We start from the raw sequence: 24,545 nt of genomic DNA, 5'->3' as shown, positions 1-24,545 counted from the left end.
CTTTGGGAGTTTAAAATAATGATGGAAACCCTGCAAATAGCCAGTTTAATAAATAGTTTTAGCCACGTTTACGATTGCGTGTCTCAACTACTATTAACGCTACCTATCGATTGGAATATAATAGCGCAAACGGTCAAACAAACCGATTTAGTAGGCGATGTACAAAAAGCTTTCGATAATTTTGTCGCCACAGGTCAAATTTGGGCTTTGCTAACGGGATTAATAGTCGGTTACTTATTTCGTAGCTTAACTAGCTACTAGCTATTTATTCTCTGACCGTAAGGCGTAACAGCAGATATGCGACAATTTCCTGACTGATACCTGCTGACGCGGCGCTGCATCTATTTTGACAAACTTAAATAGATAAAACCTTTACAATTTACTGTTTATTTGTTCTATTATCAGGGACGAAAACCGTCCTTATAAAGTGCTGTGAGTCAACAACAAACTTGGAGCCAACGATTTGAATCAGCTTTGCATCCTGCGATCGCAATTTTTAATGCTAGTATCGGCTTCGATATTGAATTAATTGAGTACGATCTTACAGGTTCTATTGCCCACGCCAAAATGCTGGCTCATAGTAAGATTATTCCCCCAGAAGAAGCCGAGCAATTAGTCCAAGGTTTAGAACAAATTCGTCAAGAGTACAAGAGCGGACAATTTACCCCAGGAATTGAAGCAGAAGACGTACATTTTGCTGTAGAAAGACGGCTAACTGACATTATTGGCGATGTCGGCAAAAAACTACACACTGCTAGATCTCGAAACGATCAAGTTGGTACAGATATTAGATTATATCTGCGTGACAAGATCAAGCTCATTAGCAATTATATCCGCCAATTTCAAACTACTTTACTTCAAATTGCCGAGCAAAATGTCGAAACTCTCATACCCGGATACACGCACTTGCAACGCGCTCAACCGATCAGTTTGGCTCATCACCTCTTAGCTTACTTGCAAATGCTCCAGCGCGACTGGGAACGCCTGCAAGACGTATATAAGCGAGTAAATATCTCTCCTCTCGGTAGCGGTGCTTTGGCGGGGACAACTTTCCCGATTGACAGACACTATACGGCTGAACTATTGCATTTTGACGGCGTTTATGCCAACAGCTTAGACGGAGTAAGCGATCGCGATTTTGCCATCGAGTTCCTAGGCGCAGCCAGCATTATTATGGTTCACCTCAGCCGCTTGTCGGAGGAAGTCATACTATGGTCGTCGGAAGAATTTAGGTTTGTCAAGCTCACCGATAGCTGTGCGACTGGTTCTAGCATTATGCCTCAAAAGAAAAACCCCGACGTACCGGAATTAGTTAGAGGCAAAACTGGGCGTGTCTGCGGACATCTGCAAGGGTTATTAATGTTGATGAAAGGGCTACCTTTGGCATACAACAAAGACTTACAAGAAGATAAAGAAGCCTTATTTGACACTGTAAAAACTGTTACAGCTTGCTTGGAAGCAATGACAATTTTGTTTCAAGAAGGTTTAGAATTTCAAACTAAACGCCTAGCTGAAGCTGTCGCGGAGGATTTTTCTAATGCAACCGATGTCGCCGACTACTTGGCAGCGCGGGGTATTCCTTTTCGCGAAGCTTACAATTTAGTAGGGAAAGTAGTCAAAACTTGCCTAGCTGAAGGGAAGTTACTTAAAGATTTAAGTCTGCAAGAATGGCAACGATTGCACCCAGCTTTTGCTGAAGATATATATGATGCGATCGCTCCTCGTCAAGTAGTTGCAGTCCGCAATAGCTACGGCGGTACGGGTTTTGAGCAGGTAAAAAGTGCGATCGCCCTTGCTCGCGTGCAGATTGAGGTCAAAGGATGAATTGGCGCTTACAGGCTGTAATTGCCGCAAGTATTTCTGCAAGTGCTAGTGGGATTAGTTTTGCTTCCCCTCAATTGGCGCAAGCGGTTAATTGTTCTAAAGCCACAACTACGGTAGAAATTAATGAATGTACATCGCGGCAAGCAAAGGTCGCAGATCGCAAACTCAACCAAGTTTATCAACAACTAAGACCAAAAATATCTAGCAAACAAAGGCAAAGATTAACTCAAGCTCAGTTAGATTGGATTAAGTTTCGCGATCGCACTTGCGAGTACGAAGCTGGACAATTTGAGGGAGGTACGGCTGCATCTTCTGCTTACTCCTCATGTCTGGCTAGAGTGACGACGCAACGCACCGCAGATTTACAACGTTATTTAGAATTTTCATCTCTATAGCCCGAAGTATGGGGGTGAAAATCTTGCTGATAAAAAAGTGGCAGCGATTAGTTCGCTGCCACTTTTTTTTAATTAATCGCGCGGGGAAGTGCTACTTAGTCAGCAGCCGTTGTAGCTGCTCCTTCGTCTTCTTCACTCTTAGGCGATCTTTGATTAAACCTTCTTTGGAACCGCCCTGTAGTAGTCCGTTTACGAAACTTCCGGGCGTATGCCTGGTTCCGTAGCGCCTTTTCTTTCTTGGGGTTACGGCGCTTTGCCATGTTCACCTCGTTAATAAACAACCAACAACTGTTTCTCTAATTTTAGATACAGTGCAAATCATTTATCCTAACTGTATTTGCCTAGTTAAGTCAAATCTAATGTATATAAATTCGCAGTTAAAAGGCGATCGCGTCTGCTGTCCTATTTTTACTAATTATCAAGATTTGCCTAAATCTCAGTAAAAGGTTACCCTAAGTTACCCAAATTAGATTTTTTACAACTAAAACAGTAATAAATATATAAAAATTTATGAGATATAAGTTATTAGGAAAGAGCGGACTAAGGGTTTCAGAAATTTGTTTAGGAACTATGAGCTTTGGGGAAGATTTTGGTTGGGGTATTGCTCAAAAAGAAAGTCACCAAATCTTTGATGCGTTCGTAGCAGCCGGGGGAAATTTTATCGATACTGCCAATGAAGTTTATAACGGCGGTAGTAGCGAAAAGTTTTTAGGAGAATTTATTGCTACCGATCGCGATCGCATCGTTTTATCTACAAAATATACTGATAGCTAGCCGACTACCGATCCCAACCGTACAGGCAATCAACGTAAAAATATGGTGCAGTCTTTAGAACGAAGCCTCAAGCGGCTCAAAACTGACTATATCGATTTGTTTTGGCTGCATTCTTGGGACTTTGTCACTCCTATCGAAGAAATTATGCGTGCCTTTGACAACTTGGTGCGATCGGGCAAGGTGCTTTATATTGGTATTGCCGATGCTCCAGCTTGGGTTATTTCTTGTGCTAATACTTTAGCCCAATTGCGGGGCTGGACACCTTTTGTTGCCACGCAGATTGAGTACAGCCTAGTAGAACGTACTCCAGAGCGCGAACTTTTACCCATGGCACAAGAATTTAATATTGGTGTACTTGCTTGGTCTGTTTTGGCAAGCAGTATCCTGTTAAAGGAAAAAGCTTCTAATGGACACTCGCTCCCGGAAGCCGTACATCTGCACAAAGCTGGGTTTGGCGAACTAACTCATTGCGAATTTGCGATCGCAAGTCTCGTTCAACAAATAGCACGAGAAGTTGGTTGCACTCCCGCCCAAGTAGCGATCAATTGGGTACGAAGTAAAGGGATTATTCCGATTTTGGGCGCAAATAAACTATCACAGTTGCAAGCAGACTTAGGTTGTCTTGATTTTCAGCTACCTGCCGAACATTTAAAATCGCTAGATGATGTCAGCACTATTGAGCTTGGCTTTCCCCACGACTTTTTGTCCATCACCAAAGAATCTACTTTTGGGGGAATGTTTAACTTAAGTGGCGATCGCCCCAATAATTAATTGTAGAGACGTTGCATTCAACGTCTCTACGAATCCTACGAAGCGTGAAGATAAGAAGCTAGTGCCTCAGAATCGCCGATAAGTTTGCTATTGATAAACACTTGAGGCACAGTTATTGCTCCCGTGACAGCCCGTAAAGAGCGATTGGTAATGTCTTTACCCAATACAATTTCTTCGTACTCCAAGCCATGCTCTTGAAGCATCTTTTTAGCACGAGCGCAGAAAGGGCAACCTACTTTTGTAAACAAAGACACAACTTTGGGCTTTACAGCTTCGGCATTAACATAACTGAGCATTGTATCTGCGTCCGATACCTCGAAGGGATCGCCCGGTACATTTGGCTCGATAAACATTTTTTCAATCGTGCCATCTTTGACTAACATTGAGTAGCGCCACGAGCGCTTGCCAAAGCCTAAGTCTGTTTTATCTACGAGCATTCCCATCCCTTCGGTAAATTCGCCATTACCATCGGGAATTACTGTTAGGTTGTTTGCCTGTTGATCTTTCATCCATTCATTCATCACGAAGGTATCGTTGACAGACAGACAGACAATATTGTCTACACCATTTTCCTTGAAAACTGGCGCTAATTCGTTATAACCAGGAAGGTGAGTTGACGAACAAGTTGGCGTAAAAGCACCAGGCAATGAAAATACAACTACAGTCTTACCTGCAAACAAGTCATCGGTGCTTACATCCATCCATTGATTATCTTTGCGAGTCCGGAAGATGACTTGAGGGACTTTTTGCCCTTCTTTGTTGGTCAACATCAATTTAGCTCCTCAGTCTTAGAAAGTGTTTGTAAACTAATATAAAGCGTACTCATTATGAATACGCTTGTCAATGTTTTTATTACTTTCAACCAAAGATAGATTTAGACTTGAACGCCAATCGGACAAGAGACATTTGTGCCACCCAAACCACAGTAGCCATTGGGGTTTTTGGCGAGGTACTGCTGGTGGTAGCCTTCGGCGAAGTAAAACTCAGGAGCATCAACAATTTCGGTGGTAATTTCTTTGTAACCAGCTTTAGTTAGGGCTTCTTGGTAGGTTGCTTTGGATGCTTCGGCAGCTTGTTTTTGACTATCGCAATAAGTATAAATTCCCGAACGGTATTGAGTACCGACATCATTACCTTGACGCATTCCTTGAGTTGGGTTGTGGCTTTCCCAAAAAACCTTGAGTAGAGTTTCGTAGCTCACAACATTGGGATCGAAAACAACTAAAACTACTTCATTGTGTCCAGTCATTCCCGAACAAACTTCCTCATAGGTAGGATTGGGGGTAATTCCGCCTGCATAGCCTACGGCGGTAGTATAAACCCCTTCTAGCTGCCAAAATTTGCGCTCCGCACCCCAGAAACACCCTAAGCCAAATACCGCAGTTTCCATACCATCGGGATAAGGGGCTTTAAGAGGATTGCCGTTAACGAAATGACTATTGGGTACTTGCATAGATTGCGATCGCCCAGGCAATGCTTTGTCGGCGGTAGGAAGGGTTGTTTTTTTGCCAAGTCCAAATATCATAAGGGTCTCTAAATAGCGTTCTACCTTACGAATATAACTTACTGGTTTGTTGCCAAGTGTCATGGTTAGGGGCGGTAAAGCGCTCGATAGGTTCGTAATTTTACTAAAGCGCGATCTCATTTTAGATTTGCGATCGCTCCTTAACTGTCGCCGAAATCATCTCTATGCTGACAGGATTCAAGGGATCTAAATAGAAGTTCCATATAATAACCTCTACAGGGTGGATATACAGAAAAATTCTGTGCAATCTCCAGACATGGATGTTATGCGGAAAATTTCTGCATACTAGGTTCAAAAATAACTAGGATGCTTGTATATGGTGATTTAGTAAAAGATTATACGGAAAATTTCAGTACAATGAATAGTTATGCTGCCTGATTTTAGAAAATGTTACTGCTTGGGAACACTAAAACAGTCAGGCACAACAACACTGCGTTGGAGTCGACAACGCACCCGTTAGCCGCACGGCGATAACATCGGCGTTGCGGCTCAACTTCGCCGTTATGCGGCTCACAAATTTGATGGAACCTGATTTGAACTTTCAGTTTTTGGCAGATCGACAAGATGCCATCCCGATTGTGGCTGGATGGTATTTTGAAGCGTGGGGATATAAACTTCCCAGCAACTCTGTTCAACAAACAATCGAACGTATAAGCGGAAAGCTTAATCGTGACAAAGCTCCTCTGCACATTCTTGCTATCAAAGATAAGAAAGTTTTAGGTGTTGCCCAATTTAAGATGTATGAGATGGAGATTTATCCAGATAAAGAGTTTTGGTTAGGCAGCCTTTTTGTGTCGCCTGCATCCAGAAGGAGAGGTGTTGGTTCGGCACTTGCAAATAAAATTGCCATAACTGCTGAAGGTTTCGGTGTAAAAGAGCTTCATCTTCAAACAGAGGTTTTAAGTGGGGGTTTATATCGACATATTGGTTGGCATCTTATCGAAACAATCGTATACAAAGATTTGCCTGTAACTGTAATGGTCAGGAAGCTTGGCGTATAATTAGTATGTTCACTTAAACAAGTTGTGATTTGCAATGAGTGATAAAGAAGCAGTGCTTGAACTTGTGAAGCGTTTACCTTCCACCGTATCTTTGCGCGAAATTTTAAGAGAGATTGAGTTCATTGAAGCGGTTAAAGAGGGTTTGTCCGAAATTGATCGAGGACAAGGCATCTCTGTTGAGTCCGTAGAGCAAATGATGGCAACATGGATTACACAGTAATCTTATCTCCAAAGGCAGTTGGAGATTTAGAGGTGATCGTTCGATATATCGCACTAGACAACCCAAAAGCAGCCAGGAAGGTTGGGAGAACTCTGCTCAATAAGACCAAGGAATTAAGTCAGTTTCCATTCAAAGGTCAGAAGGTGCCGGAATTTAACAATTCTGATATTCGACAAGTCATTCTTAGACCATACCGCATTGTGTATCGAGTCGAAGAGGATAAAAGGCGTATTAGTGTTGCTCGTTTTTGGCACTCATCCCAGGAGAATCTTGAACTTTAAAAGACTTAAATATACACCACTGTGTAACTATTGTATGCACCGGAACAGGGCAATACATTTCTAGTGATGGTATAAACTGTATCGTTGTTAGGTAATGCAAAACTCTGTACTGCTAATTTCTCGATGGAGACTATCGCCGAAAGCCTATAGGTCAGAGTTCAAAGTTAAAGCAGCATCAGTTTATTGGTGAGGAATGCTTTGAGGTTGGAAAGGCAGCAGCAACTTACAATATACAGAGTTGTTGGGATAGGGCTAATGACATTGCAGGAATTACAAAACCAGGCATTGCAGTTGCCAGTTAGCGATCGCACTGTGTTTAGTTCAGTCTTTGTTAAGTTCAATTCAACAGGAAACACTTTCATTGAGTTTACCAAACCCAAAGGTGAATTCCTTTGCCGATCTCGATCCTTGGACTCAAAGCTTAATTGGTGTAATTCAATTGAGTGCAGAAGATCCTACAGAGTCCTATGTGGATTATCTGGAGGAAAAATACAATTGAGACGGGTGTTATTTGATAGTGATGTTTTGCTAGATGTTCTTGCTCAACGGCAGCCATTTATTACAGCCTCTGCACGAGCGTTGAATATATCAACGCAACCGCAAGTGATTGGCTATATTTCAGGTCATGCTGTGACGAATATTTTTTATATTTTGCGTCGTCAAGTTGCAAGCGAAACAGCGAGAGAACTTCTATCAAAGTTATTACAGCATATTCAAGTTGCCAGCGTCACAGACGAGGTTATCCGGGCGGCGTTGCAAAGTTCGATTACAGATGAATGAAGATGCGGTCACAAGTGAAGCTGCTAATGCCGCAGGAGTAGAGGTTATTGTGACCCGAAATCCAACTGATTTTGTCAATTCTTCAGTTCCCGCAGTATTGCCAGAAGAGTTTTTAGTGATGCCATTTAAGTAATACGAACTACTAAAAACCAGCGCCATACTTACAATGCCTGGCTAATTCTACGCAAAGGTTATGAGAAGATCTACCGCTTTGACTCGCGCGATCGCCTTTGATATTATGGTGGGTGGTTGGCAAAGTACAACTATCACAACAATCCCTTAGAAATCTTACTACTACAGCTATAGTTTACCTCTAAAAAACTATGTCAGACTGGCAATAAATAGTTGTTATACCTAACTCACGACAGGTGAGCAAATTTTTTGCAAGTAATGCGCTTGGAGTAGATGAAAGACAGCCAACAATTTAATCCTGTAGAAAATGCGATCGCGCTATTTGATGAGTCGCAGCAACTAATTTTGTTTAATCAAAGACTTGCCACGTTATGGGGGCTATCTGCGGACTGGCTTAAACAACGACCAGATTTGCGATCGTTTTTTGCTGAAGTTGCAAGCCTTGGTTATTGGTCGCAAGCTCAGTATTTACAATTAGTTGCGGCGGTTGAATCTAGCTACATCGAGAAGTCACACTACATCCAACAAACTAACGGTATCTGCTTGGAAGCCTATATAAGCCCCACGTCCGAGCAAGGGTATATATTTACCTTTCGTGATATTACCGATTCTCAATCTTTCCGAGCAAGTCTTAACGCTCAAATAAAACAGCAAGTTTTTGTTTTAGGGCTGATGGAACGGCTACAGCCTGCCAGCGAGTTGCGGGAAATTGGCGAATTTGCTCTTAGTTACCTGGTGCAAGCAATGGGCGCTGCCTTTGGTGATATTAAGGTAATTACAGGGGTTGGCTTCGATGCGGTTGCCCAAGTGCTGACAAATCAAGTCGGCGCTAAATTTATTGCTATTTGTGGCGAAGTGGCGGTAGGAGAAATGGAAACTTTGCTAAATACTGGCATTCCCTACGGTCAAGGTTTGCTGTGGCAAGTAGTGACAACAGGTAAGCCTTTATTTATTGATGACTACAAAAATCATCCTAATGCCGTACCCGCCTTTAGACGTCCTGAGATTGGCGACTTGGGTATTTTTCCCATTCCGGCGGCAAATGGCAATATTATCGGCGTACTAACTTTAGAGTCGCGCAGTTGGCAATCATTGCAGGATGCTCCCCAACAAGATATGCTCCTAGCTGCTTGTCAAATTATGGGCGTAGCAATTGAACGCGCGCAAAATCAGGTGCGTTTGCACGAAATTAATCACGACTTGGAGCAAGCTTCTCAACTAAAATCAGAATTTCTTACTTCTATGTCTCACGAATTGCGAACCCCACTCAATAGCATTTTGGGGTTTGCCGACTTACTGTTGCAACAAATTGCTGGTCCTTTAAACGCGCGTCAGATTAAATACACGCAAATAATTGCCGAAAGTGGTCAGCATTTATTAGGGTTGATTAATGGTATTCTCGATCTCGCCAAAATTGAATCTGGTAAAGCTGAACTAGAATTAAAGTCTGTAGAAGTCGCCGATATATGCGTCCAATGCCTGGAGATGATTCAACATCGTGCCGACAAGAAGCGATTGATTCTATGCCAAGATATCGATCGGCAGTTAGGACGGGTAAATATAGACGAGCGCCGCGTCCGCCAAATGTTGATTAATCTGCTCTCCAACGCCGTCAAGTTCACGCCGGAAGGCGGACAGATTAAATTTGCTTGTAGCGTCGCCTATGGCAGTCAATTGCAAGAGCAATTTCGACCAGACCGCAGCCCCGTCAATCCTAGCACTCCTTACCTATGCCTTGAAGTTCAAGATACGGGAATTGGCATTGCTAAGGACAAGTGGAACTTATTATTTCGACCTTTCCAACAAGTAGACGCTTCATTGACGCGAGAGCATGAGGGTACGGGGTTGGGTCTAGCGCTCACAAAACGGCTAGCAGAATTGCACGGCGGTACAGTTTCTCTAGAATCGGTCGAACACCAAGGTAGTACCTTTCGGATCTGGTTACCGCTTACAGAAATGCGCGGAGAAATAGCAGCTAACATTTTAACTGCGCCGCCGCCAGTGGTTAAAGAAAATGAGGTAGGAGCTAAAAAAAGTGCCAAACGGATCTGGGTGGTAGAAGATCAACCCTATAACCAGGAGCTAATTATCGAGGTACTAGAACTAGAAGGCTACATTGTTGACTTGCTCCCTGATGGCGGCGTGATGATCGAGGCAATGCAATCCACTATAGCCGGAGCGCAGTCAATGCCAGATTTAATTTTGCTGGATATTCAACTACCAAAGGTAGATGGGTTTGAAATTGTCCGTCAACTCAAAGCTAGTCCCGACTGGAAACAAGTCCCGGTAATTGCAGTTACAGCTATGGCAATGAAAGGTGATCGCGATCGCTGTCTGGCGGCGGGTGCTAATGCTTATCTGAGCAAACCTTTAGACCTAAATTTGTTGAAGGAAACGCTGCGGGTAATGTTGCCCTAGGTTAGCTGGTTTGAAGTCAAATTAAAAACCAGCGTCAGTATCACACTGACGCTGGTTGAATTTTTTGGAGGGGTTGAATCAAGAAGGCAACTTATTAATAGCCCCCTTCTTCTTCCTCGTATTCTGGAGCTTTGGCTTTTTTGGGAATATTAATTGGTTTTGGCTCATCATCCCAAGCATCGTCGTTTAGCTCATCATCGTAATAACTAGCGTTAGATTCCGGCTCAATATACTTTTTGGGTTCGTAACGCTCCTGCGCTGTTGCTTCGCTCCAGTTATCTTCTTCTAAGTCTTCTTCGTATTGAATCGACTCGTACTGACGCTGACGCAGTTGCTGCGGTGGCTGACGTTCCTCTAATTCATACTCATAGTCATCCTCATCCCAGGCTTGTTCTACCACTGGGCGATTGGTACGCAATGGTTGAACTTTTGGCGCTTGCAGGGGAACTCCCGTCCCTAATTGATTTTCGGCTTTAGTTGTGGTGGGTGTATAGTATGCGTCATCTTCATCGCGTTCCCAAGGGGCTTTGCCGATGCCTAGACGCTCTAATAATCCGACAGTTAGCTGATTTAACCTTTCTTCCGCTCCTTCAACTACAATCAGCCGATTTGCGCCGCTACTGATAATTTCATCAATAGGTAATTCGTAGGTACTTAATACTTGTTCGGGAATTTGCGGAATACCCAACGAAGCAATGATTAATGAGGCAATTTTGCCATTTTCGGGATTAAATATAAAGCTGCGTACCCTACCTAGTAGTTCGCCAGTTTCGGTAATTACTTCGTAGTTAATTAGGTTGCTATAGATTTCAACATCTATATCTTCAATTACATCTTCATTGTCTACTAGCAGCACATCGCCGATTTTGCGGATGCTACTTAAATACATATATCTTGGCACACCGGAGAAAGCGATTAGGTTGTCTCGTAAGCTTAGAGCTACAACCTCGCGTTGGTCGATATCTACCCACAGTTGACTTACTAAGCCCAATTGCTTGGCGTTGTCGTCTGTAATCACTTTGGTGTTTAAGATGTCGGAACGTCTGATAATTTGTTCGGAGGTCATTCTATGCCGAGTCCTGATCTCGAAATCCGGTTATTTCAATACTATTAATAGCAAATTCTCACCTATTAAGATGTTCGGCTATTACAACTTGATTCCCAACACTTGAGTATACGCCCCTCGTGCCTGAGTCACGCCTATAGTACGTTCGGCTGATTCTATCATTGGTCGGCGCAAACTGACGACTATAAATTGCGCTAGAGTAGCTTGTTGTTTAATCATTTTAGCTAATCTTTCTACATTTGCCCCATCTAAAAACATATCGACTTCATCAAAAGCATAAAAAGGTGATGGACGGTAGCGTTGCAGCGCAAAAATAAAACTTAAGGCGGTAAGAGATTTTTCTCCCCCAGACATGGAAGCTAAGCGTTGTACTGGTTTACCTTTGGGGTGAGCTACTAAGTTTAGCCCGCTATTAAAAGGTTCTTCAATATTGTCTAATTGCAAGTAGCCGTCGCCTTCGGAAAGAGTTGCAAAAATACTTTGAAAGTTCTCGTTTACGGCATCGAAGGCTTCTTTAAAAGCTCTTTGACGCAAGGTTGTAAAGTTCTCTATTCGTAATAATAATTCTGTACGTTCAGCTACCAATGTCTCTAATTTTTGCGTGAGTTCTTCTAAGCGCGTGTTGGTACGTTCGTATTCTTCTAATGCCAGCATATTTACAGGTTCCATCGCCTCTAGACGTTTGGCAATAACTCGGATTTCTTTTTGCAGTTGCTCTAAATCTATTTGCGTTGGAACTTCAGGCAATGGTTCGGGTAATTCGGCTAGTTGTAATTTGGTTTTTAGTTCTAATAGTTCTTGCTGCTTGGTTACTTGGGTTTCTTGCTGTTTTTGTTTTTGCCATTCCAACTGACTGTAGGCTAGATGGCGTTCGCGCAATTGTTGTTCTGTGCGATCGCGGTTTTCTTTCTCTGCGGTCAATTGTTGGCTTACTTGACTTAAATCTGTCTTTATTTGGGCGATTTGGGCAGAGGTTGCTAGTAGTTGGCTTTCAATTTCGGCAACTTGACTCTTTGTGAGTATTTCTTGCTGCTGATATTCTTGGTATCTAGCAACGCTGGCGGCAATTTTTTCTTGCAAACGCGACTTCTGATTTTCCAGATCTTTGATTTTTCCTTCTGCTTGTCTCAAAGCCTGTTCTGTTGCTTGCAACTGTTGCTCGTTAGTTTTGATTATTGCTTGAATTCCTTGCCACTGACTATTTGTTTGCGACTTCTCTAATTCGGTCAATGCTAGTCTTTGTTGTTGCAATACATTTTCTTGCTGGGGTAATTCTTGCTCCAAAATTTGCAATCGAGATTGAGCTTTAACTAATTGCTCGGTAGTTTGAGCGTGTTGAAATTCGGTTTGCTCTAGTTGCTTGGTCAATGTCCTAATTTCTTTGCTAAGTTGTTCGCTTTGAAGCTGCTTTTCTCGCCGCCCTTGGCGCATTTCTGTTAATTCTTGACTCTGCTGCTTTATTTTGGCTAAAAGCGTGTTTATTACTTGAGTACAACGCTCTAATATTTGCGTAATATCTTGCAGCCGATTTTTTAATTGGGTGATTTCCGATGATTCGGTGGCATCTCCTCTGCCAAAATGTAAGCCCGATCTTTGGGTATTCATTCCCCCAGTCATTGCGCCGCTAGTTTCTAGTAATTCTCCGTCTAAAGTGACAATGCGATGCTCTCCCAAATAGCCCCGCGCTGCTTCTAAATTTGCAAATACTACCGTGTTCCCAAACACGTAGGCAAATATATTTTGATATTTGACTTCGCATTCTAGTAAGTTAATTGCGTAATCGATAAATCCATTGGCATAACGCAAAGCTACTGTAGGCGAAAACCGCCCGAATTGAATCTTATTTAAAGGTAAAAATGTGATTCTCCCGGCTTTTTTTTGCTTCAATAACTCAATAGCTGCGGCAGCTACTAAATCGTCTTCTACTACTAACTGTCCTAATCTACCTCCGGCGGCAGTTTCTAGGGCTAGTTGATAGCGCGAATCTACGCTGCCTAATTGGGCAACTAATCCGCAAATACCACTTAAACCAGATTGCAAAATAACTTTAGTTGCGTAAGTTCCTTGAGTTTCTTGCATGGCTTGAACTTGCGCCTCTAACTTATCTAAGTTACGTTGTTTTTCTCGCTGTTCTAAAATTAATCTGTTTTGCGTTTGCTGCTGAGTTTGCAACTCTTTTTCCCCCGCAGCTAAGGCTTTTGCTAATAATTCAGCTTTGCTAGTAAATGTTAGTAATTCAGCTTCTAAATTACTAAGTTGATCTTTTTTCTCAGCTATTTGCAGTTCTATTGTAGAAATTAATTGATTTTGTTCGCTGACTTGTTTAGTTAATTGACTATGACGCTCTTTTAATTTTGCTTGTTCTGTACGCTGGGGTTCAATAGTTTGCTGCAACGCTTCAATTTGACGGCTTAAAGAAGCTTGTTGCTGCACCCACGCATCGGAGGCATCAGCGATCGCATTCGCGGATTCTCTACTTTGTTCTAAGGCAATCTTTGCCTCGTTTTGCTGTAGCCGTAGATTGCTAATATCTTGGGTTTCTACTACTTCTTGTTCGCTAATAACTTGGCTTAAAAAATCCCGATTTTGCTTGATTTCTTGAATTCTTTGCGATATATTAACTATGGTATTCTTTGCGGCGGCTTCTAACTCTTGTCTGCGGAGTTGGAGTTGCTTTTGCTGGGCTTCGTAGGTAGCTAAGGTAGATTGTAAAGCTAAAAGATTCGCTTCTCCCAAGGCTTTGACACGCTCGTTGAGTAGATCGAGTTGGGTTGTAGAATTATTAATTTGTAACTGTTTGTCTGCAAGCTGAGTAGTCAAGTCGGCAATTGTGCGATCGCCTTGTTGCATCTGGGCGACAATTTGCTCTTGTTGAGCTTGGAGATGTCGCCACCCCAACACCGCTTCCCACTGTTGCTTTTGGTGAAATTCAGCGCGGAGCTTTTGGTATTTCTCAGCTTTAAGCCGATCGGCAGATAAGCGATCGCGTTGCAAGATTAATTCTTTCTCGACAATTTGACAGCGCTCGATGCGATCGCGCACTTCTTCTAAAGTATCTTTAGCTTGGATAATTTTGCGATCAAAGTTGGCAACCCCCGCAAGTTCGTCAATAATTTCCCGGCGCTCTTTAGCATTCATTGAAATAATGCTAGTTACATCGCCTTGCAGCACTACATTGTAGCCTTCAGGATAAATCCGCAACTGAGATAATTGGGCGTGCAACTCCGTTAGCGTACAAGCTTCGCCATTAATGTAATAGTTGGAAGTATAAGTATCAAGCTTTGTTACTCTAAGCCTGCGCGTAACGCTCCATTCAGTCGGAGTATTTTCTTGCTCGTCGCTAATATCAAACGTAACGGTAACACTAGCTTCTGCCTTACCGCGACTGCCTTGATTGTGGTTAACTAAATCGGGTAAACGCTCCGCTCTCATTCCTTTGGAACTAGATAGACCAAGGGCAAATAATAAAGCATCGAGAATATTGGACTTACCCGAACCATTGGGACCGGAAACCACAGTAAAACCGGGCAGTAATGGAACGGTGGTTGTACCGCCAAAGGATTTAAAGTGCGAGAGTTCCAGTCGCTTGACATACACCATAGGCGCTGGTTGAATTGTTGTTTGTTAGAGGTACAAGCGTATTAGTAGTTAAACAGATTAGCACGGTTGGTTTCATGGAGCTAGACTTCTACTAACTTTGGAGCAACGGGACTCGATTTATTCGTCAAGAGCTACGAGCGTGTAAATAAGTAAATACTGATTTATCGCCAATATCTGGGGGAATTGGTTGTATGACTTTACGCAACGCAAATATACAAAATAAAGCAGTCCAACTAGCAAGCATTATTTGCTCCCATAGAAGCGGAAAAATGCCTAACATATGACCTGAAAGCAAAACTGGAACTAAGAAAGTCAGAAATTTTGTTTCTAAGCGCTGAAAACAAAAAGCTTCTTTGAAATAAATACCCGTCAAAGCAGCAAAAATAAGCCCCACACCAAATAAAGCTAATGGTTGCTCGTAAATAGTCACAGCCAAAGGCGTGCTACTAGAAATTGTCCAACAAATTGCGGCAGTAGTACTGATCGCCCAAAATATTTGTAATACTCGGTGCAGTACAGCTAGATAGATGTGGATAGTTAGCAAACTAACCCCTAATCCCAAGCTAAAACAGAAAAATAAGGGCGTTAGTAACGAGATATTATCAGGTTGTAGCAATGCGATCGCACTTCCGACGGCAAAACTCAGTGCGGCGACAGCCAAACCTGTACGGTAAACAATTACGCTAGTGCGATCGCTGCTGTCGATTGTAAAATCGCCAAACTGTCCTTGATAAATTATTGATTCTGGTGCTAATTGCTCAGTCATAAGACACTTTTTGGAAGTACATAATCTATTTTTACTATTGAACTTGCATGACAACCAAAGTCATATCATCATTAGCTTGACTCGCTTTACCGATAAATTGTCGGACTTTATCAAACAGATATTCTAAAATTGATTGAGGTTCCAAAGAATTCCTGCAAGCCCACTGAAAAGCGCGGATCAAGTTTTCTTCATCAAAGCGATCGCCATTTTGACTTGCAGCATCTGTAAATCCATCAGTGTAATAAATAATTGTATCTCCAGTCCGCAACTGTACTTGAGCATTTTCATACTGATTGTGAGCATCAAGCCCAATTAGCATTCCCAAAGTATCAAGGCGCTTAATTGTTTTAGTTGCAGCCTGCCACAATAACGGGGGATTATGAGCAGCGTTGCTATAAGTCAAAATTTGCGTATCGGGATCGTATTCCGAACAAAACAGCGTCACAAACCGATGAGAATTTTCTAAGTCAGCATACATTACCCGATTTAAGTGTTGTAAAATCCGGGCTGGAGAATGACCGTTTAGCACTTCTCCCCTTAGCATTCCCCGCGTCATCGTCATAATTAGCCCCGCAGGAACCCCTTTACCCATCACATCGCCAATTACTAACGCCCAGTGAGGAGATTGGGAAGCTAAACTTTTTTGTCCGTCGTGATTAGTGGGAATAAAATCATAATAATCTCCACCGACTCGATTGGCGGGCTTACATAAAGCAGCTAGAGATACACCAGGAATACTTGGACATTGACGGGGCAATAGTTGTAATTGAATTTCCGCGCCAATTTCTAATTCTCGATCTAGGCGTTCTTTTTTGCGTAACTCTACAGTAAGTTCGCCATTTTCAATTGCTACGGCAGTTTGATCGGCAATCAAACGCACGAGCTTTTGTCTGTCTTCTGTCCAATTGTATTGAGGATTGCCACTAAAAACATACAGCCTGCCTCTTTCTACTTGCTTGACAAAAATAGTCGAACCAAATAACTGCATATCTCCCCCCAATTGACTGCTAACTTGAGCGTCCATAGCAGCAGTTGCTGGTACTAACTGGGCAGCAGTCAAAGAAGCCGTAACTACGCTTGTGGCAGTTTCTATGGCTTTGCGAATTATTTTTTGCTGACGGCTATCTTGGCAATGCAATTGCTCTAATTTTACTTGACCGTTGGGTTTATATAGTATTAGTGCGCCGCCGTCGGCATCAGTTACCCGCGTTGCCATGAGCGGAATCAACTCTAAAAATTGGTTAAGGTTGTTGAAGCTTCTTAGCGCAAAACCTAAAGAGCTTAGTAAGTCTTGAATTTTATGTTGTTCTCGATGCAGACGCGCCACCAGTTCTTTGAGTGCCAAAACTGGATTTATGTCGGTGGGAGCATTGTTGTAGTCAGTAGGTTGTTGAGATGGCGATTGAGGCACAGAAGTTATGCTTCCATTGAGAATGCTATTTTGAGCGTGGTGGTATCGACGAAACTATTAGGTTGAAATAGCTTGATTTGAGCTTTTGCGGTGTTAAGTCAAAGATTATAGCGCAGGCTGTCGCGACCTTGGGCGATCGCACTTTTTATCTTATTTGCCGGAGTTTTCGAGCGCACAAGGGTTAAAAAGTTTCTGCGTATCCTACTACTTTTGGCGCGTCAACTACCAAATTTAAGCGATCGCTATGAACTGTAACTATGGGCTGACTAATATTTAAGGAGGCAAAAGGGCTAGTTGTGGGAATTTCTAATTTGGAACTAACTAAACCAAAACTTGCCTCAACCATAGCTGGAAATATTAATAAATTGCTAGTTTTGCAACTAAAAGCTGAAGCGCTTAGTTTTAATGGTATACCGAGGCTTTGACGGTTGTAATCTAATCTACATAGCAAATTGTTTGCTTGACTTACAGTGACGCTATTTTCTGTCCAAGTAAATTGAGCTAATTGTTTGGGCAATCCCCAAACTTCGCGCCCACCTTCTACAGAGTCAGGATTATCTACATAAATATGAGAAACCCAACCGCCAAATTTGCCTTCATAGCTCAAAAACCCAGCAATAATAATTAATTCGCTATACTCCAGCACAGAACCGGAACTGTATTTAGATAAATAAACTCCACCAACAGTTTTACCGGGCAATACAGAAATAATATTTAATTTTTCAGGGATGAGGGGACGGACTCGCGCTATATCCAACAACTGCAAAGTTACAAAGGCGTAGCCTTTTAATGTCCAAGGGGGCTGGGGGTAGCTCATTTTATTTCAACCTCTGTGCGTCTCCAGGACGAGGGGGTAAAGGTGAATTTGATTGAATCGGTGGCTTATTAGGCTCCTTTGCCCTTGGCGATGGGCTAGGGGCTGGGGAGCGGGTATTTTGATTAAATAAGCTAACTAAAGTTTGTACCAGATCTTCACGCTGTTTGCGGTTGAGGCGGGCAATAGCAGCGCGATCGCTTTCTATGGGATTTGTAGTTAAAGTAGCATTCCCAGGATAAGCTGCTTCGTCTACGATCTCATTAGCGCCTAAATAATCAGCTAAGGTTAGTTTCCAATCTAGCCGATAACCAGGGGCGCGTCCTTTGACATATAGGTGGTATTGCAGCAAGCGAGTGACTAAGGTGCTACTCGCATCTACTTTTTTTGTTTCTTTGCTGACATACTTGTTTTCTAGGGGTAAGTCCGGCAACTTCCGATAAACTTGCTGCCATAGTTCTTGAGGTCTAGCTGTTTGAGCCAAACTAGGTGAGATATTGACAGCAGCTAAGAAATTGGGGTTGGCAAGCAACCCTATTGCTAACACCAACAAACCTGTTATGCAGGCGATAGTAACTAGCTTGAGTTGCGAAGTTTTTTGCCTGTTCACAATTGCTATCAGTAATTTATTTTGGTTTTTTGCTCGATTGTTGGCATTATTACTGAACCCTTAAGGTTCGCCAATAATTTCCGGCTGATTGAGTTCGTCGGACATTTCAATAATTGCCCGCAATACTGGTTTCATCATTGGATCGTCCATAGTATCAAAGTCTTCATAGCGGCGGCGTTTGGCACGATTTGCAACTTGAACGGTAATGCGATAGCGATTGGAAGCGGCACTAATTAGCTCCTCCGCACGTTGAATTACTTCACTTTGGGGTGTCTCGAATTTAGAACGTTTAAGCATGAAACCTGGAATTATTGGGAGTTTCTCCCAGTTTACAACACCCTACAGCAATAGGGCAGGGCGATCGCCTGCAAAAAAGCTTTGAATTACCCCTCTGCTGATAGATGTTTTTACTCTATTTTTTAGACTATCAGTAGGTTTTCAACCTAAATATTTACTATGACTGACATTATCGACACTGCCGTCAATGCAGGAAATTTCACTACCTTAATCAAAGCAATTAAAAGCGCTGATTTAGTAGATATTCTCAAAAGTGAAGGCTCTTATACAGTTTTTGCCCCTACGGATGAAGCATTTTCTAAGTTACCTCAAGAAACATTAAATGAGCTACTTCAAGACCTTCCTAAGCTCAAAAGAATTTTGACTTATCATGTGGTGTTTGGAGATGTTCGAGAAGAAGATTTAAAGCAAATTGAAGAAGCTGCAACTGTAGAGGGATCGATCGTTGCCATTGAATCTAACAATGGTATTAAAGTCAATGATGCCAATGTTTTGCAAACAGATATTATTGCTGATAATGGAGTAATCCATGTCATTGATGGTGTTTTGATACCTGCTTTGGTAGCTGCGGAGTAGGTGTCTGAAGTAAATTAGGCGATCGCTCTTTTTTATACAATGTATGTAAAGTATAAATAGTTATTTAGCTTTACTTACATTGTAGAAATAAACACATCTACTAAAAAGAGTATTTTCATCTACAAATAGATTAATCTATTTATTTAGGAATACTTAAACTCAAATTAACCTAGTCTCAACCCACAAACTTGTAAAGCTTGCTACAGTTAGAAGGTAAAACATTTCAAAGTAGATAATCATGGCAACAGCAGATCTCAATTCAACTATCTCTGCTTTGAAAGGTGGATTGACAGAACTTCCTGCGGAAGCCGCAGTAGCAAATATTGACAGTTGGCACTCACAACTCAAAGATGCAGCGCCAGAAGTTGCAAACACTCTAGCTGAACTCAAAACTGCTTTAACAAGCGGTAACGCTTCGGGTTCCTCGATTGGTGCATTGTTAAAGAAACTTGGCGGTCAAGCAACTACTGCTGGCACAAGCACAGGCGGTGACGCAGGTAAGCAAATGCAAGAATTAGGCAAAATGCTTACTGATGCTGGTGGATCGCTCTAACTAACAAGTATTCTGGCACGAATATTCAAGGTTTTGCCTAGAAAGTAAGGAAGCATTAAATAGTTTTCTTGCAAATCAGTAAAAACAAGAGGTATCTAGTTAATAGATACCTCTTGTTTTGTTTTAAGTAGCGGAGAAAATGCACCCACTACGAGAGGCAATACTAAGATTTAGAGTATTGCTATCGCTCCAGCTTGCTTCTCCTTTGCCATACAACAGCTTGCTAGGAGTAGAAATCAAATCATCTACTTTGATATTAGCGGTTACTTCTGCCGTGCCAGCATTAACAGCGATAATTAATTCCTCCGCGTCCAAAATTCGGGCAAATACATACAGTGCACCTTGAGCGTAGAGAATTTTGTAACTACCTGTACGCAAGGCTGGGTAATTATGACGGATAGAAATTAGCTGGCGGTGATAGTCAAGAACATCGCGCTCCCATTGAGCTTCTAGAGGAAAACCGCGCCGAGAATCAGGATCTAAACGTCCTGGTAAACCAACCTCATCGCCGTAGTAGATGCTAGGAGCGCCAGGAAAAGTTAGTAATAGTAAAGTAGATAATTCTACACTAGGGCGATCGCCTGAAGCAATAGAAACTAGCCTAGCTGTATCGTGACTAGCTAATAAGTTGAGTTGAGTTAGCTGAATTTCCCAAGGGTAAAGCGCTAATAAGTGTTTAATTTTGTCACCGTACTCAGCAGCAAATAGCGGTGGGTAAGGATGATAAGAACGATCTTGTACTTGTTCCATATCCACGCGATCGCCCGCCGCAAAAGCGATCGTAGGGGCAGCAAATAGGTAATTCATCACGCCATCAAATTGCGTGCCATCTAGCCACTCCCTGGAGTCTTCCCACACTTCGCCCACAATATAGGCTTCGGGGTTAATGGCTTTAACGCGAGTTCTAAATTCTTGCCAAAAACCAGGGGATGTTACTTCAAACGGCACATCCAAGCGCCAGCCATCGATGCCCAATTTAATCCAATATTCGGCAATTTCCATAATGTATTCTCGCACTTCAGGATTGTCGTGGTTGAATACTGGCAGCGCCCGGTTGTCTGCCCAACCTTCATAATTGGCAGGAAACTCGCCATTATAGGGAGATAAGGGCCAATCGTGAATTTTGAACCAGTCTACCCAAGGAGAATAAGGACCATTTTCTAGCACATCGTGGAAAAAGAAGAAGCCGCGACTAGCGTGATTGAAGACTCCATCTAAGACAACTTTAATATTGCGATCGTGACAGGCTACAAGTAAATCTTTGAAAGCATCGTTTCCGCCCAACATCGGATCGATTTGGTAGTAATCATGGGTATGGTAGCGGTGATTGCTGGCAGATTGAAAAATAGGTGTGAAGTAAATTGCATTAATGCCTAGACTTTGTAAATAATCTAATTGCTCCAAAACTCCCCACAAGTCTCCACCTTTGTAGCCTTGGAGTGTGGGCATTTCGTCCCATTCTTCCCAAGATACAGTTTTTAAAACTCGCTTGTGCGGTTCTTGGCTTTTAGCAAAGCGATCTGGAAAAATTTGATAGAAAACTGCGTGTTTTACCCAATCTGGGGTTTGAATCTGCATATATTGCTTTTTACCTCTTCACAGATAAGTTACAGGCAGTTACTCAATTGTGACTCCAACCAATGATAGAAAACTTTACTTTCCAACAATAATTATCCACAAACTAGCACCCAAAACCACCGTAGCAAGATGTTGTGGAATAAGACTCCGCAATGGTTGACGAGCAATGTTTTGAGTTAATAAGATTGTCAAGAAAACCGAACTAATTAGCGTTACTCCTTGCAAAAATGCTGTAACTGCTGGATGCGCTACTAGCACGGGCATTGATGAACCGCTATAACCAAAAGTTGCTAAAGTTACTGGTATTATCCGCCCTGCTTCCCCCAATCCTAAACGTAGATAGTGGGCTAAATTTGCACCTAATACCAAAGGTAAATAACCGTAGGCTAATTCTGTAAAACTTCGCGGTTTAGTATTTTTTATTCTAAAAACTAGCCAGATCAAACTGTAAGCCGCTATAGGAATAATTACCGGAGTCGTTAAAGTTAGGATAGATGCTCCTAAATGAGGTAAAAACGGCGTTACATCTACGTTTTCAAAACCCATTGATTGGATTTCGGGTAAGCGGTGCAGAAAGACACCATCCAAAAGCAAAAACAATAAAGCAACTTCATAGAGATGGGGTACGTGAGTCGTCCATAATTCAATCCCTGGGGGACGCAAATTAAACTCAACAGAACGATGGGGACAGGCTTTAAGACAAGTCATGCACAGTACGCAATCTTTGTTATCTTCTAGTTGGGCTGGATGAGAATACAAAGGACATCCATTAGTTTCCATCCCTTCACCTTTTTGCGGTCCGCCTTTATAACATTGATAAGTAGTGCATTCCGCCGAACAAGTACCTTGCTGCGCTCGTAATTCCGTCATCGATAGCTTGGCAAATAAGCCATTCATCCCACCAATTGGACAAAGATAGCGACACCAAAACCTTCGTTCAAATATGGCAGAGAAAATCATTGCGCCAGCAGTGATTAGTAGCAGCAAACAAGCTGATAAATAAGCTGTGTCTTCCAAATTCCAGAGTTCTTCCCACAAGAAAATTAAGACAAATAAACCAAATAAAAACCAACCTCCCCATTTTTCTGCTTGCTCTCTGGGCCAGCGTTTCAATTGTCTTGGTACTAACCACAGGGAAAGCTTTTGCGTAACTTCTCCATAAATCATGAACGGACAAATAGAACACCATAACCGCCCAACAAAAGGAAATCCTAATAGTATTAAGGGCCACCACCAAGCCCAAAATAGATTTAAGGCTACATTCTCGCTGCGATGCTGAGGACCAATAAACAACATCACTACAACGATCGCAAAGGCAGTTAAAGTAAAACCATAATTAATTTTGTCGGGCCACCAATCACTCCGCAAAAACCGCCGCAGTTGGGGGTAAAGATTCAACAAATTCACCCGAAACCGCTTTTTCTTTGCTTCGGCTGACCAAAATATTTCTTCTGTTAATTCTGGTGCGCCTCCAGATTGGACAATCGCTCTTTCTACTAAACTTTGCAACTCTTTTAAGTTGCCTGGAAAATCATAAGCCTGCAAGCGACGGATTGCTTCGGGGACAACTTTGGGTTTAGGTAAGCTTCGAGCTTGACAATAAAGGCTGATGTAATAATCTACTTGCGCTTTAATATCAGTTTTCCGCACCCGCAGAGGTGGAACTTTGATATTGTGACCAATACAGCGCTCAATTGTTGGCTGCGTGGTTTCCGAAACAATCAAAATACGAGCGCTAGAAGTCCGCGCTTCAGTAACTTCATCATTACGACTAACAGGGTTATAGATGCTCGTTCTTAGTAACTGTGCTAAGGCTGGGACTAATTCAGGGGGAAGTTCTTGAATATTGTTGAGAATCAAAGTGCCATTTCCCAGCCATTCCAGCAATCCCGGCTTACCATTAGCGCGTCCAAATAAGTCTGCGCCGCTAGTTTGCAAAATACCGCAATTGACTTTGATAATTGGTTCGCGGCGTTGGGGGGAACCAAAGTGAATAAGAGCGGCGATATTATCTTTTTCTAAACCTGGTTCTCCAAATATTAATACTGATTTGCGATCGCCTGCTGCTTGTCTAATTTGTTGGCGCAAACGCACCGCATAGCGACTTGTTCCCACAATTCCCCGTTGCGCTTTGGTTACTAGATAAGGACGTAAGGCGACGGAGCGCTCTTGCTCGTAACTAAAAGCAGTGGTTAGTTGTGCTAATTCCTGTGCAAGCTGGCGGGAAAAAGCTTGACCAATTTCTAGGTATTGAGCGACTAATTGCCCAAATTTGGCGGCGGAAACTGCCCACAGATGGCATTCGCTCAAAGTAGTTACAGTTTGCGCGGCTTGTTGCTCTAATAGCAATTCTTGCAGGTTAATCACCGCTCCCGGCAAAAAACCATAGGGAGCAGTGGGGGCTATTTGGTTAATGCGAGTACTTTCTAGTTGACCTTGGATGAGAATATATAATGCCGCCGGGGTAGTATCTTCTTCAACTAAGCGCGTATTAGCGGGAATTATTTGTTCTTCAATAACGGAAGAAATTGCCTCTAGTACCGTTGGCGAAAGAACCCCTAAAGCTGTGCGTTCTTGCAGCCATACCAATGAATCTAGAGATGTCATAGTTTTGCTCTCTCATCTAGCTATTCAATTTGTACCAAATTTAGTCAAGTTGGCGATCGCAAATATTACAGCCATAATAGTGGACTCCTGCATCGAACTTCAGGACTATTTGACAAGCTATGAGGATAAAAATGCAAATTAAAAAAGAAAGAGCTATCAATCTAATTTTGTTAGGACTCGCTTTAAAATATGTTCCATTAATTACAGTGGCAATATTTGTAGAAAATATTACTTAAGAATGATGCAATTCTTCCTTATTACGATAGTGGAAGTTAGCATAAACGGTAAAGCGATCACATTGACAATAAAGTTATAGTAAGATGCGATCGCGCTCAATCTTACATCTTTTTGGTTTTTAAATACTCTGCGATCGCATCAGCTACGTGGTAGTGCGTCAAATAAACGTGGGATTGGTAGAGTAGAGGGGATCTCTCATCTGCAACTCGTCCATGCAATGCCCTTTGTGTGATCATTCTAAAGCCCATAAACACGGCAAGATGCCCAACGGACATCAACGCTATCTCTGTCCTGTTTGCCAACAGACGT

At 42.4% G+C, this 24,545-nt stretch carries 23 protein-coding genes and 2 pseudogenes; 13 read left to right on the top strand and 12 right to left on the bottom strand.

Annotated elements, in window-relative coordinates; genetic code table 11:
• Positions 1 to 18: 18 nt before the first annotated feature.
• The 3 genes from AC2VE5_RS14810 (at position 19) to AC2VE5_RS14800 (ending at position 2,219) form a co-directional block, all read left to right on the top strand.
• Complete coding sequence (locus AC2VE5_RS14810) at positions 19 to 261, top strand: hypothetical protein (RefSeq protein ID WP_486888506.1); 243 nt, start codon at positions 19 to 21, stop codon at positions 259 to 261.
• 171 nt (positions 262 to 432) lie between these two features.
• Complete coding sequence (gene argH, locus AC2VE5_RS14805) at positions 433 to 1,824, top strand: argininosuccinate lyase (protein ID WP_486888505.1); 1,392 nt, start codon at positions 433 to 435, stop codon at positions 1,822 to 1,824.
• Entirely contained in the window at positions 1,821 to 2,219 is a 399-nt protein-coding gene (locus AC2VE5_RS14800) for a lysozyme inhibitor LprI family protein (protein WP_486888504.1), read from the top strand. Before argH ends, AC2VE5_RS14800 begins: the two co-directional genes overlap by 4 nt.
• Positions 2,220 to 2,314: 95 nt before the next feature.
• On the opposite strand, the gene AC2VE5_RS14795 is transcribed toward AC2VE5_RS14800, so the two are convergent.
• Positions 2,315 to 2,479, bottom strand: coding sequence for a hypothetical protein (locus AC2VE5_RS14795; RefSeq protein ID WP_009632648.1), 165 nt, complete (start codon positions 2,477 to 2,479; stop codon positions 2,315 to 2,317).
• Between the two features lie 250 nt (positions 2,480 to 2,729).
• Between AC2VE5_RS14795 and AC2VE5_RS14790 the strand changes: the two are divergent.
• Positions 2,730 to 3,764 (top strand): annotated as a pseudogene (locus tag AC2VE5_RS14790) (aldo/keto reductase).
• 35 nt (positions 3,765 to 3,799) lie between these two features.
• Here the strand turns inward: AC2VE5_RS14790 and AC2VE5_RS14785 are convergent.
• Entirely contained in the window at positions 3,800 to 4,534 is a 735-nt protein-coding gene (locus AC2VE5_RS14785) for a glutathione peroxidase (RefSeq protein WP_486888503.1), read from the bottom strand.
• Between the two features lie 104 nt (positions 4,535 to 4,638).
• Positions 4,639 to 5,289, bottom strand: coding sequence for a peptide-methionine (S)-S-oxide reductase MsrA (gene msrA / locus AC2VE5_RS14780; RefSeq protein ID WP_486888517.1), 651 nt, complete (start codon positions 5,287 to 5,289; stop codon positions 4,639 to 4,641).
• Between the two features lie 521 nt (positions 5,290 to 5,810).
• Here msrA and AC2VE5_RS14775 point away from each other — a divergent pair.
• The 6 genes and pseudogenes from AC2VE5_RS14775 (at position 5,811) to AC2VE5_RS14750 (ending at position 10,121) form a co-directional block, all read left to right on the top strand.
• Entirely contained in the window at positions 5,811 to 6,290 is a 480-nt protein-coding gene (locus tag AC2VE5_RS14775; protein WP_486888502.1) for a GNAT family N-acetyltransferase, read from the top strand.
• A gap of 34 nt (positions 6,291 to 6,324) precedes the next feature.
• Complete coding sequence (locus AC2VE5_RS14770) at positions 6,325 to 6,510, top strand: hypothetical protein (protein ID WP_486888501.1); 186 nt, start codon at positions 6,325 to 6,327, stop codon at positions 6,508 to 6,510.
• Positions 6,495 to 6,791, top strand: a complete 297-nt coding sequence (locus tag AC2VE5_RS14765) for a type II toxin-antitoxin system RelE/ParE family toxin (protein WP_486888500.1) — start codon at positions 6,495 to 6,497, stop codon at positions 6,789 to 6,791. Before AC2VE5_RS14770 ends, AC2VE5_RS14765 begins: the two co-directional genes overlap by 16 nt.
• A 361-nt stretch (positions 6,792 to 7,152) precedes the next feature.
• Positions 7,153 to 7,290: a hypothetical protein gene (locus AC2VE5_RS14760; RefSeq protein WP_486888499.1), complete on the top strand. Its 138-nt coding sequence runs from the start codon at positions 7,153 to 7,155 to the stop codon at positions 7,288 to 7,290.
• Positions 7,287 to 7,704 (top strand): annotated as a pseudogene (locus tag AC2VE5_RS14755) (PIN domain-containing protein). The gene AC2VE5_RS14760 and the pseudogene AC2VE5_RS14755 overlap by 4 nt, the downstream one beginning before the upstream one ends.
• A gap of 272 nt (positions 7,705 to 7,976) precedes the next feature.
• A complete protein-coding gene (locus AC2VE5_RS14750) occupies positions 7,977 to 10,121 on the top strand; it encodes a hybrid sensor histidine kinase/response regulator (protein WP_486888498.1) in 2,145 nt (714 codons plus the stop codon).
• A 94-nt stretch (positions 10,122 to 10,215) separates the two neighbouring features.
• Here the strand turns inward: AC2VE5_RS14750 and AC2VE5_RS14745 are convergent, their stop codons facing one another.
• From AC2VE5_RS14745 to AC2VE5_RS14715, 7 genes are all read right to left on the bottom strand, one after another.
• Positions 10,216 to 11,187, bottom strand: coding sequence for a PRC-barrel domain-containing protein (locus AC2VE5_RS14745; protein ID WP_486888497.1), 972 nt, complete (start codon positions 11,185 to 11,187; stop codon positions 10,216 to 10,218).
• 81 nt (positions 11,188 to 11,268) lie between these two features.
• Positions 11,269 to 14,787, bottom strand: a complete 3,519-nt coding sequence (gene smc, locus AC2VE5_RS14740; RefSeq protein WP_486888496.1) for a chromosome segregation protein SMC — start codon at positions 14,785 to 14,787, stop codon at positions 11,269 to 11,271.
• Between the two features lie 124 nt (positions 14,788 to 14,911).
• Positions 14,912 to 15,553, bottom strand: a complete 642-nt coding sequence (locus AC2VE5_RS14735) for a DUF2301 domain-containing membrane protein (RefSeq protein WP_486888495.1) — start codon at positions 15,551 to 15,553, stop codon at positions 14,912 to 14,914.
• 34 nt (positions 15,554 to 15,587) lie between these two features.
• Positions 15,588 to 16,964: a GAF domain-containing SpoIIE family protein phosphatase gene (locus AC2VE5_RS14730; protein WP_486888494.1), complete on the bottom strand. Its 1,377-nt coding sequence runs from the start codon at positions 16,962 to 16,964 to the stop codon at positions 15,588 to 15,590.
• A 181-nt stretch (positions 16,965 to 17,145) separates the two neighbouring features.
• Positions 17,146 to 17,781 (bottom strand): acetoacetate decarboxylase family protein, encoded by a 636-nt coding sequence (locus AC2VE5_RS14725; RefSeq protein WP_486888493.1) that lies wholly within the window; start codon positions 17,779 to 17,781, stop codon positions 17,146 to 17,148.
• Position 17,782: 1 nt separating this feature from the next.
• Positions 17,783 to 18,388, bottom strand: a complete 606-nt coding sequence (locus AC2VE5_RS14720; RefSeq protein WP_486888492.1) for a hypothetical protein — start codon at positions 18,386 to 18,388, stop codon at positions 17,783 to 17,785.
• A 60-nt stretch (positions 18,389 to 18,448) separates the two neighbouring features.
• On the bottom strand, positions 18,449 to 18,685 hold the full coding sequence (locus tag AC2VE5_RS14715) for a DNA-directed RNA polymerase subunit omega (protein WP_486888491.1): 237 nt from the start codon (positions 18,683 to 18,685) through the stop codon (positions 18,449 to 18,451).
• Positions 18,686 to 18,844: 159 nt separating this feature from the next.
• On the opposite strand from AC2VE5_RS14715, the gene AC2VE5_RS14710 reads away from it, so the two are divergent.
• Positions 18,845 to 19,261, top strand: a complete 417-nt coding sequence (locus tag AC2VE5_RS14710) for a fasciclin domain-containing protein (RefSeq protein WP_486888490.1) — start codon at positions 18,845 to 18,847, stop codon at positions 19,259 to 19,261.
• 238 nt (positions 19,262 to 19,499) lie between these two features.
• Entirely contained in the window at positions 19,500 to 19,814 is a 315-nt protein-coding gene (locus tag AC2VE5_RS14705; protein ID WP_486888489.1) for a hypothetical protein, read from the top strand.
• A 123-nt stretch (positions 19,815 to 19,937) separates the two neighbouring features.
• Here the strand turns inward: AC2VE5_RS14705 and AC2VE5_RS14700 are convergent, their stop codons facing one another.
• Both AC2VE5_RS14700 and AC2VE5_RS14695 read right to left on the bottom strand, forming a co-directional pair.
• Positions 19,938 to 21,392 (bottom strand): glycoside hydrolase family 13 protein, encoded by a 1,455-nt coding sequence (locus AC2VE5_RS14700; RefSeq protein WP_486888488.1) that lies wholly within the window; start codon positions 21,390 to 21,392, stop codon positions 19,938 to 19,940.
• A 75-nt stretch (positions 21,393 to 21,467) separates the two neighbouring features.
• A complete protein-coding gene (locus AC2VE5_RS14695) occupies positions 21,468 to 23,999 on the bottom strand; it encodes a sigma 54-interacting transcriptional regulator (RefSeq protein WP_486888487.1) in 2,532 nt (843 codons plus the stop codon).
• 449 nt (positions 24,000 to 24,448) lie between these two features.
• Here AC2VE5_RS14695 and AC2VE5_RS14690 point away from each other — a divergent pair.
• On the top strand, positions 24,449 to 24,545 hold a 97-nt coding region (locus tag AC2VE5_RS14690), incomplete at its 3' end, for an IS1/IS1595 family N-terminal zinc-binding domain-containing protein (RefSeq protein ID WP_486886923.1).

The organism is Aliterella sp. E5.1 (genome assembly GCF_057473825.1).
This window is presented reverse-complemented; position numbering and strand designations above follow the sequence as displayed.

Coding starts and splice junctions, on each gene's coding strand:
- AC2VE5_RS14810 (WP_486888506.1), top strand. CDS start 19: ATGATGGAAACCCTGCAAATAGCCAGTTTAATAAATAGTTTTAGCCAC.
- AC2VE5_RS14800 (WP_486888504.1), top strand. CDS start 1,821: ATGAATTGGCGCTTACAGGCTGTAATTGCCGCAAGTATTTCTGCAAGT.
- AC2VE5_RS14795 (WP_009632648.1), bottom strand. CDS start 2,479: ATGGCAAAGCGCCGTAACCCCAAGAAAGAAAAGGCGCTACGGAACCAG.
- AC2VE5_RS14785 (WP_486888503.1), bottom strand. CDS start 4,534: ATGTTGACCAACAAAGAAGGGCAAAAAGTCCCTCAAGTCATCTTCCGG.
- msrA (WP_486888517.1), bottom strand. CDS start 5,289: ATGATATTTGGACTTGGCAAAAAAACAACCCTTCCTACCGCCGACAAA.
- AC2VE5_RS14775 (WP_486888502.1), top strand. CDS start 5,811: ATGGAACCTGATTTGAACTTTCAGTTTTTGGCAGATCGACAAGATGCC.
- AC2VE5_RS14770 (WP_486888501.1), top strand. CDS start 6,325: ATGAGTGATAAAGAAGCAGTGCTTGAACTTGTGAAGCGTTTACCTTCC.
- AC2VE5_RS14765 (WP_486888500.1), top strand. CDS start 6,495: ATGGATTACACAGTAATCTTATCTCCAAAGGCAGTTGGAGATTTAGAG.
- AC2VE5_RS14750 (WP_486888498.1), top strand. CDS start 7,977: ATGAAAGACAGCCAACAATTTAATCCTGTAGAAAATGCGATCGCGCTA.
- AC2VE5_RS14745 (WP_486888497.1), bottom strand. CDS start 11,187: ATGACCTCCGAACAAATTATCAGACGTTCCGACATCTTAAACACCAAA.
- smc (WP_486888496.1), bottom strand. CDS start 14,787: ATGGTGTATGTCAAGCGACTGGAACTCTCGCACTTTAAATCCTTTGGC.
- AC2VE5_RS14735 (WP_486888495.1), bottom strand. CDS start 15,553: ATGACTGAGCAATTAGCACCAGAATCAATAATTTATCAAGGACAGTTT.
- AC2VE5_RS14725 (WP_486888493.1), bottom strand. CDS start 17,781: ATGAGCTACCCCCAGCCCCCTTGGACATTAAAAGGCTACGCCTTTGTA.
- AC2VE5_RS14715 (WP_486888491.1), bottom strand. CDS start 18,685: ATGCTTAAACGTTCTAAATTCGAGACACCCCAAAGTGAAGTAATTCAA.
- AC2VE5_RS14710 (WP_486888490.1), top strand. CDS start 18,845: ATGACTGACATTATCGACACTGCCGTCAATGCAGGAAATTTCACTACC.
- AC2VE5_RS14705 (WP_486888489.1), top strand. CDS start 19,500: ATGGCAACAGCAGATCTCAATTCAACTATCTCTGCTTTGAAAGGTGGA.
- AC2VE5_RS14700 (WP_486888488.1), bottom strand. CDS start 21,392: ATGCAGATTCAAACCCCAGATTGGGTAAAACACGCAGTTTTCTATCAA.
- AC2VE5_RS14695 (WP_486888487.1), bottom strand. CDS start 23,999: ATGACATCTCTAGATTCATTGGTATGGCTGCAAGAACGCACAGCTTTA.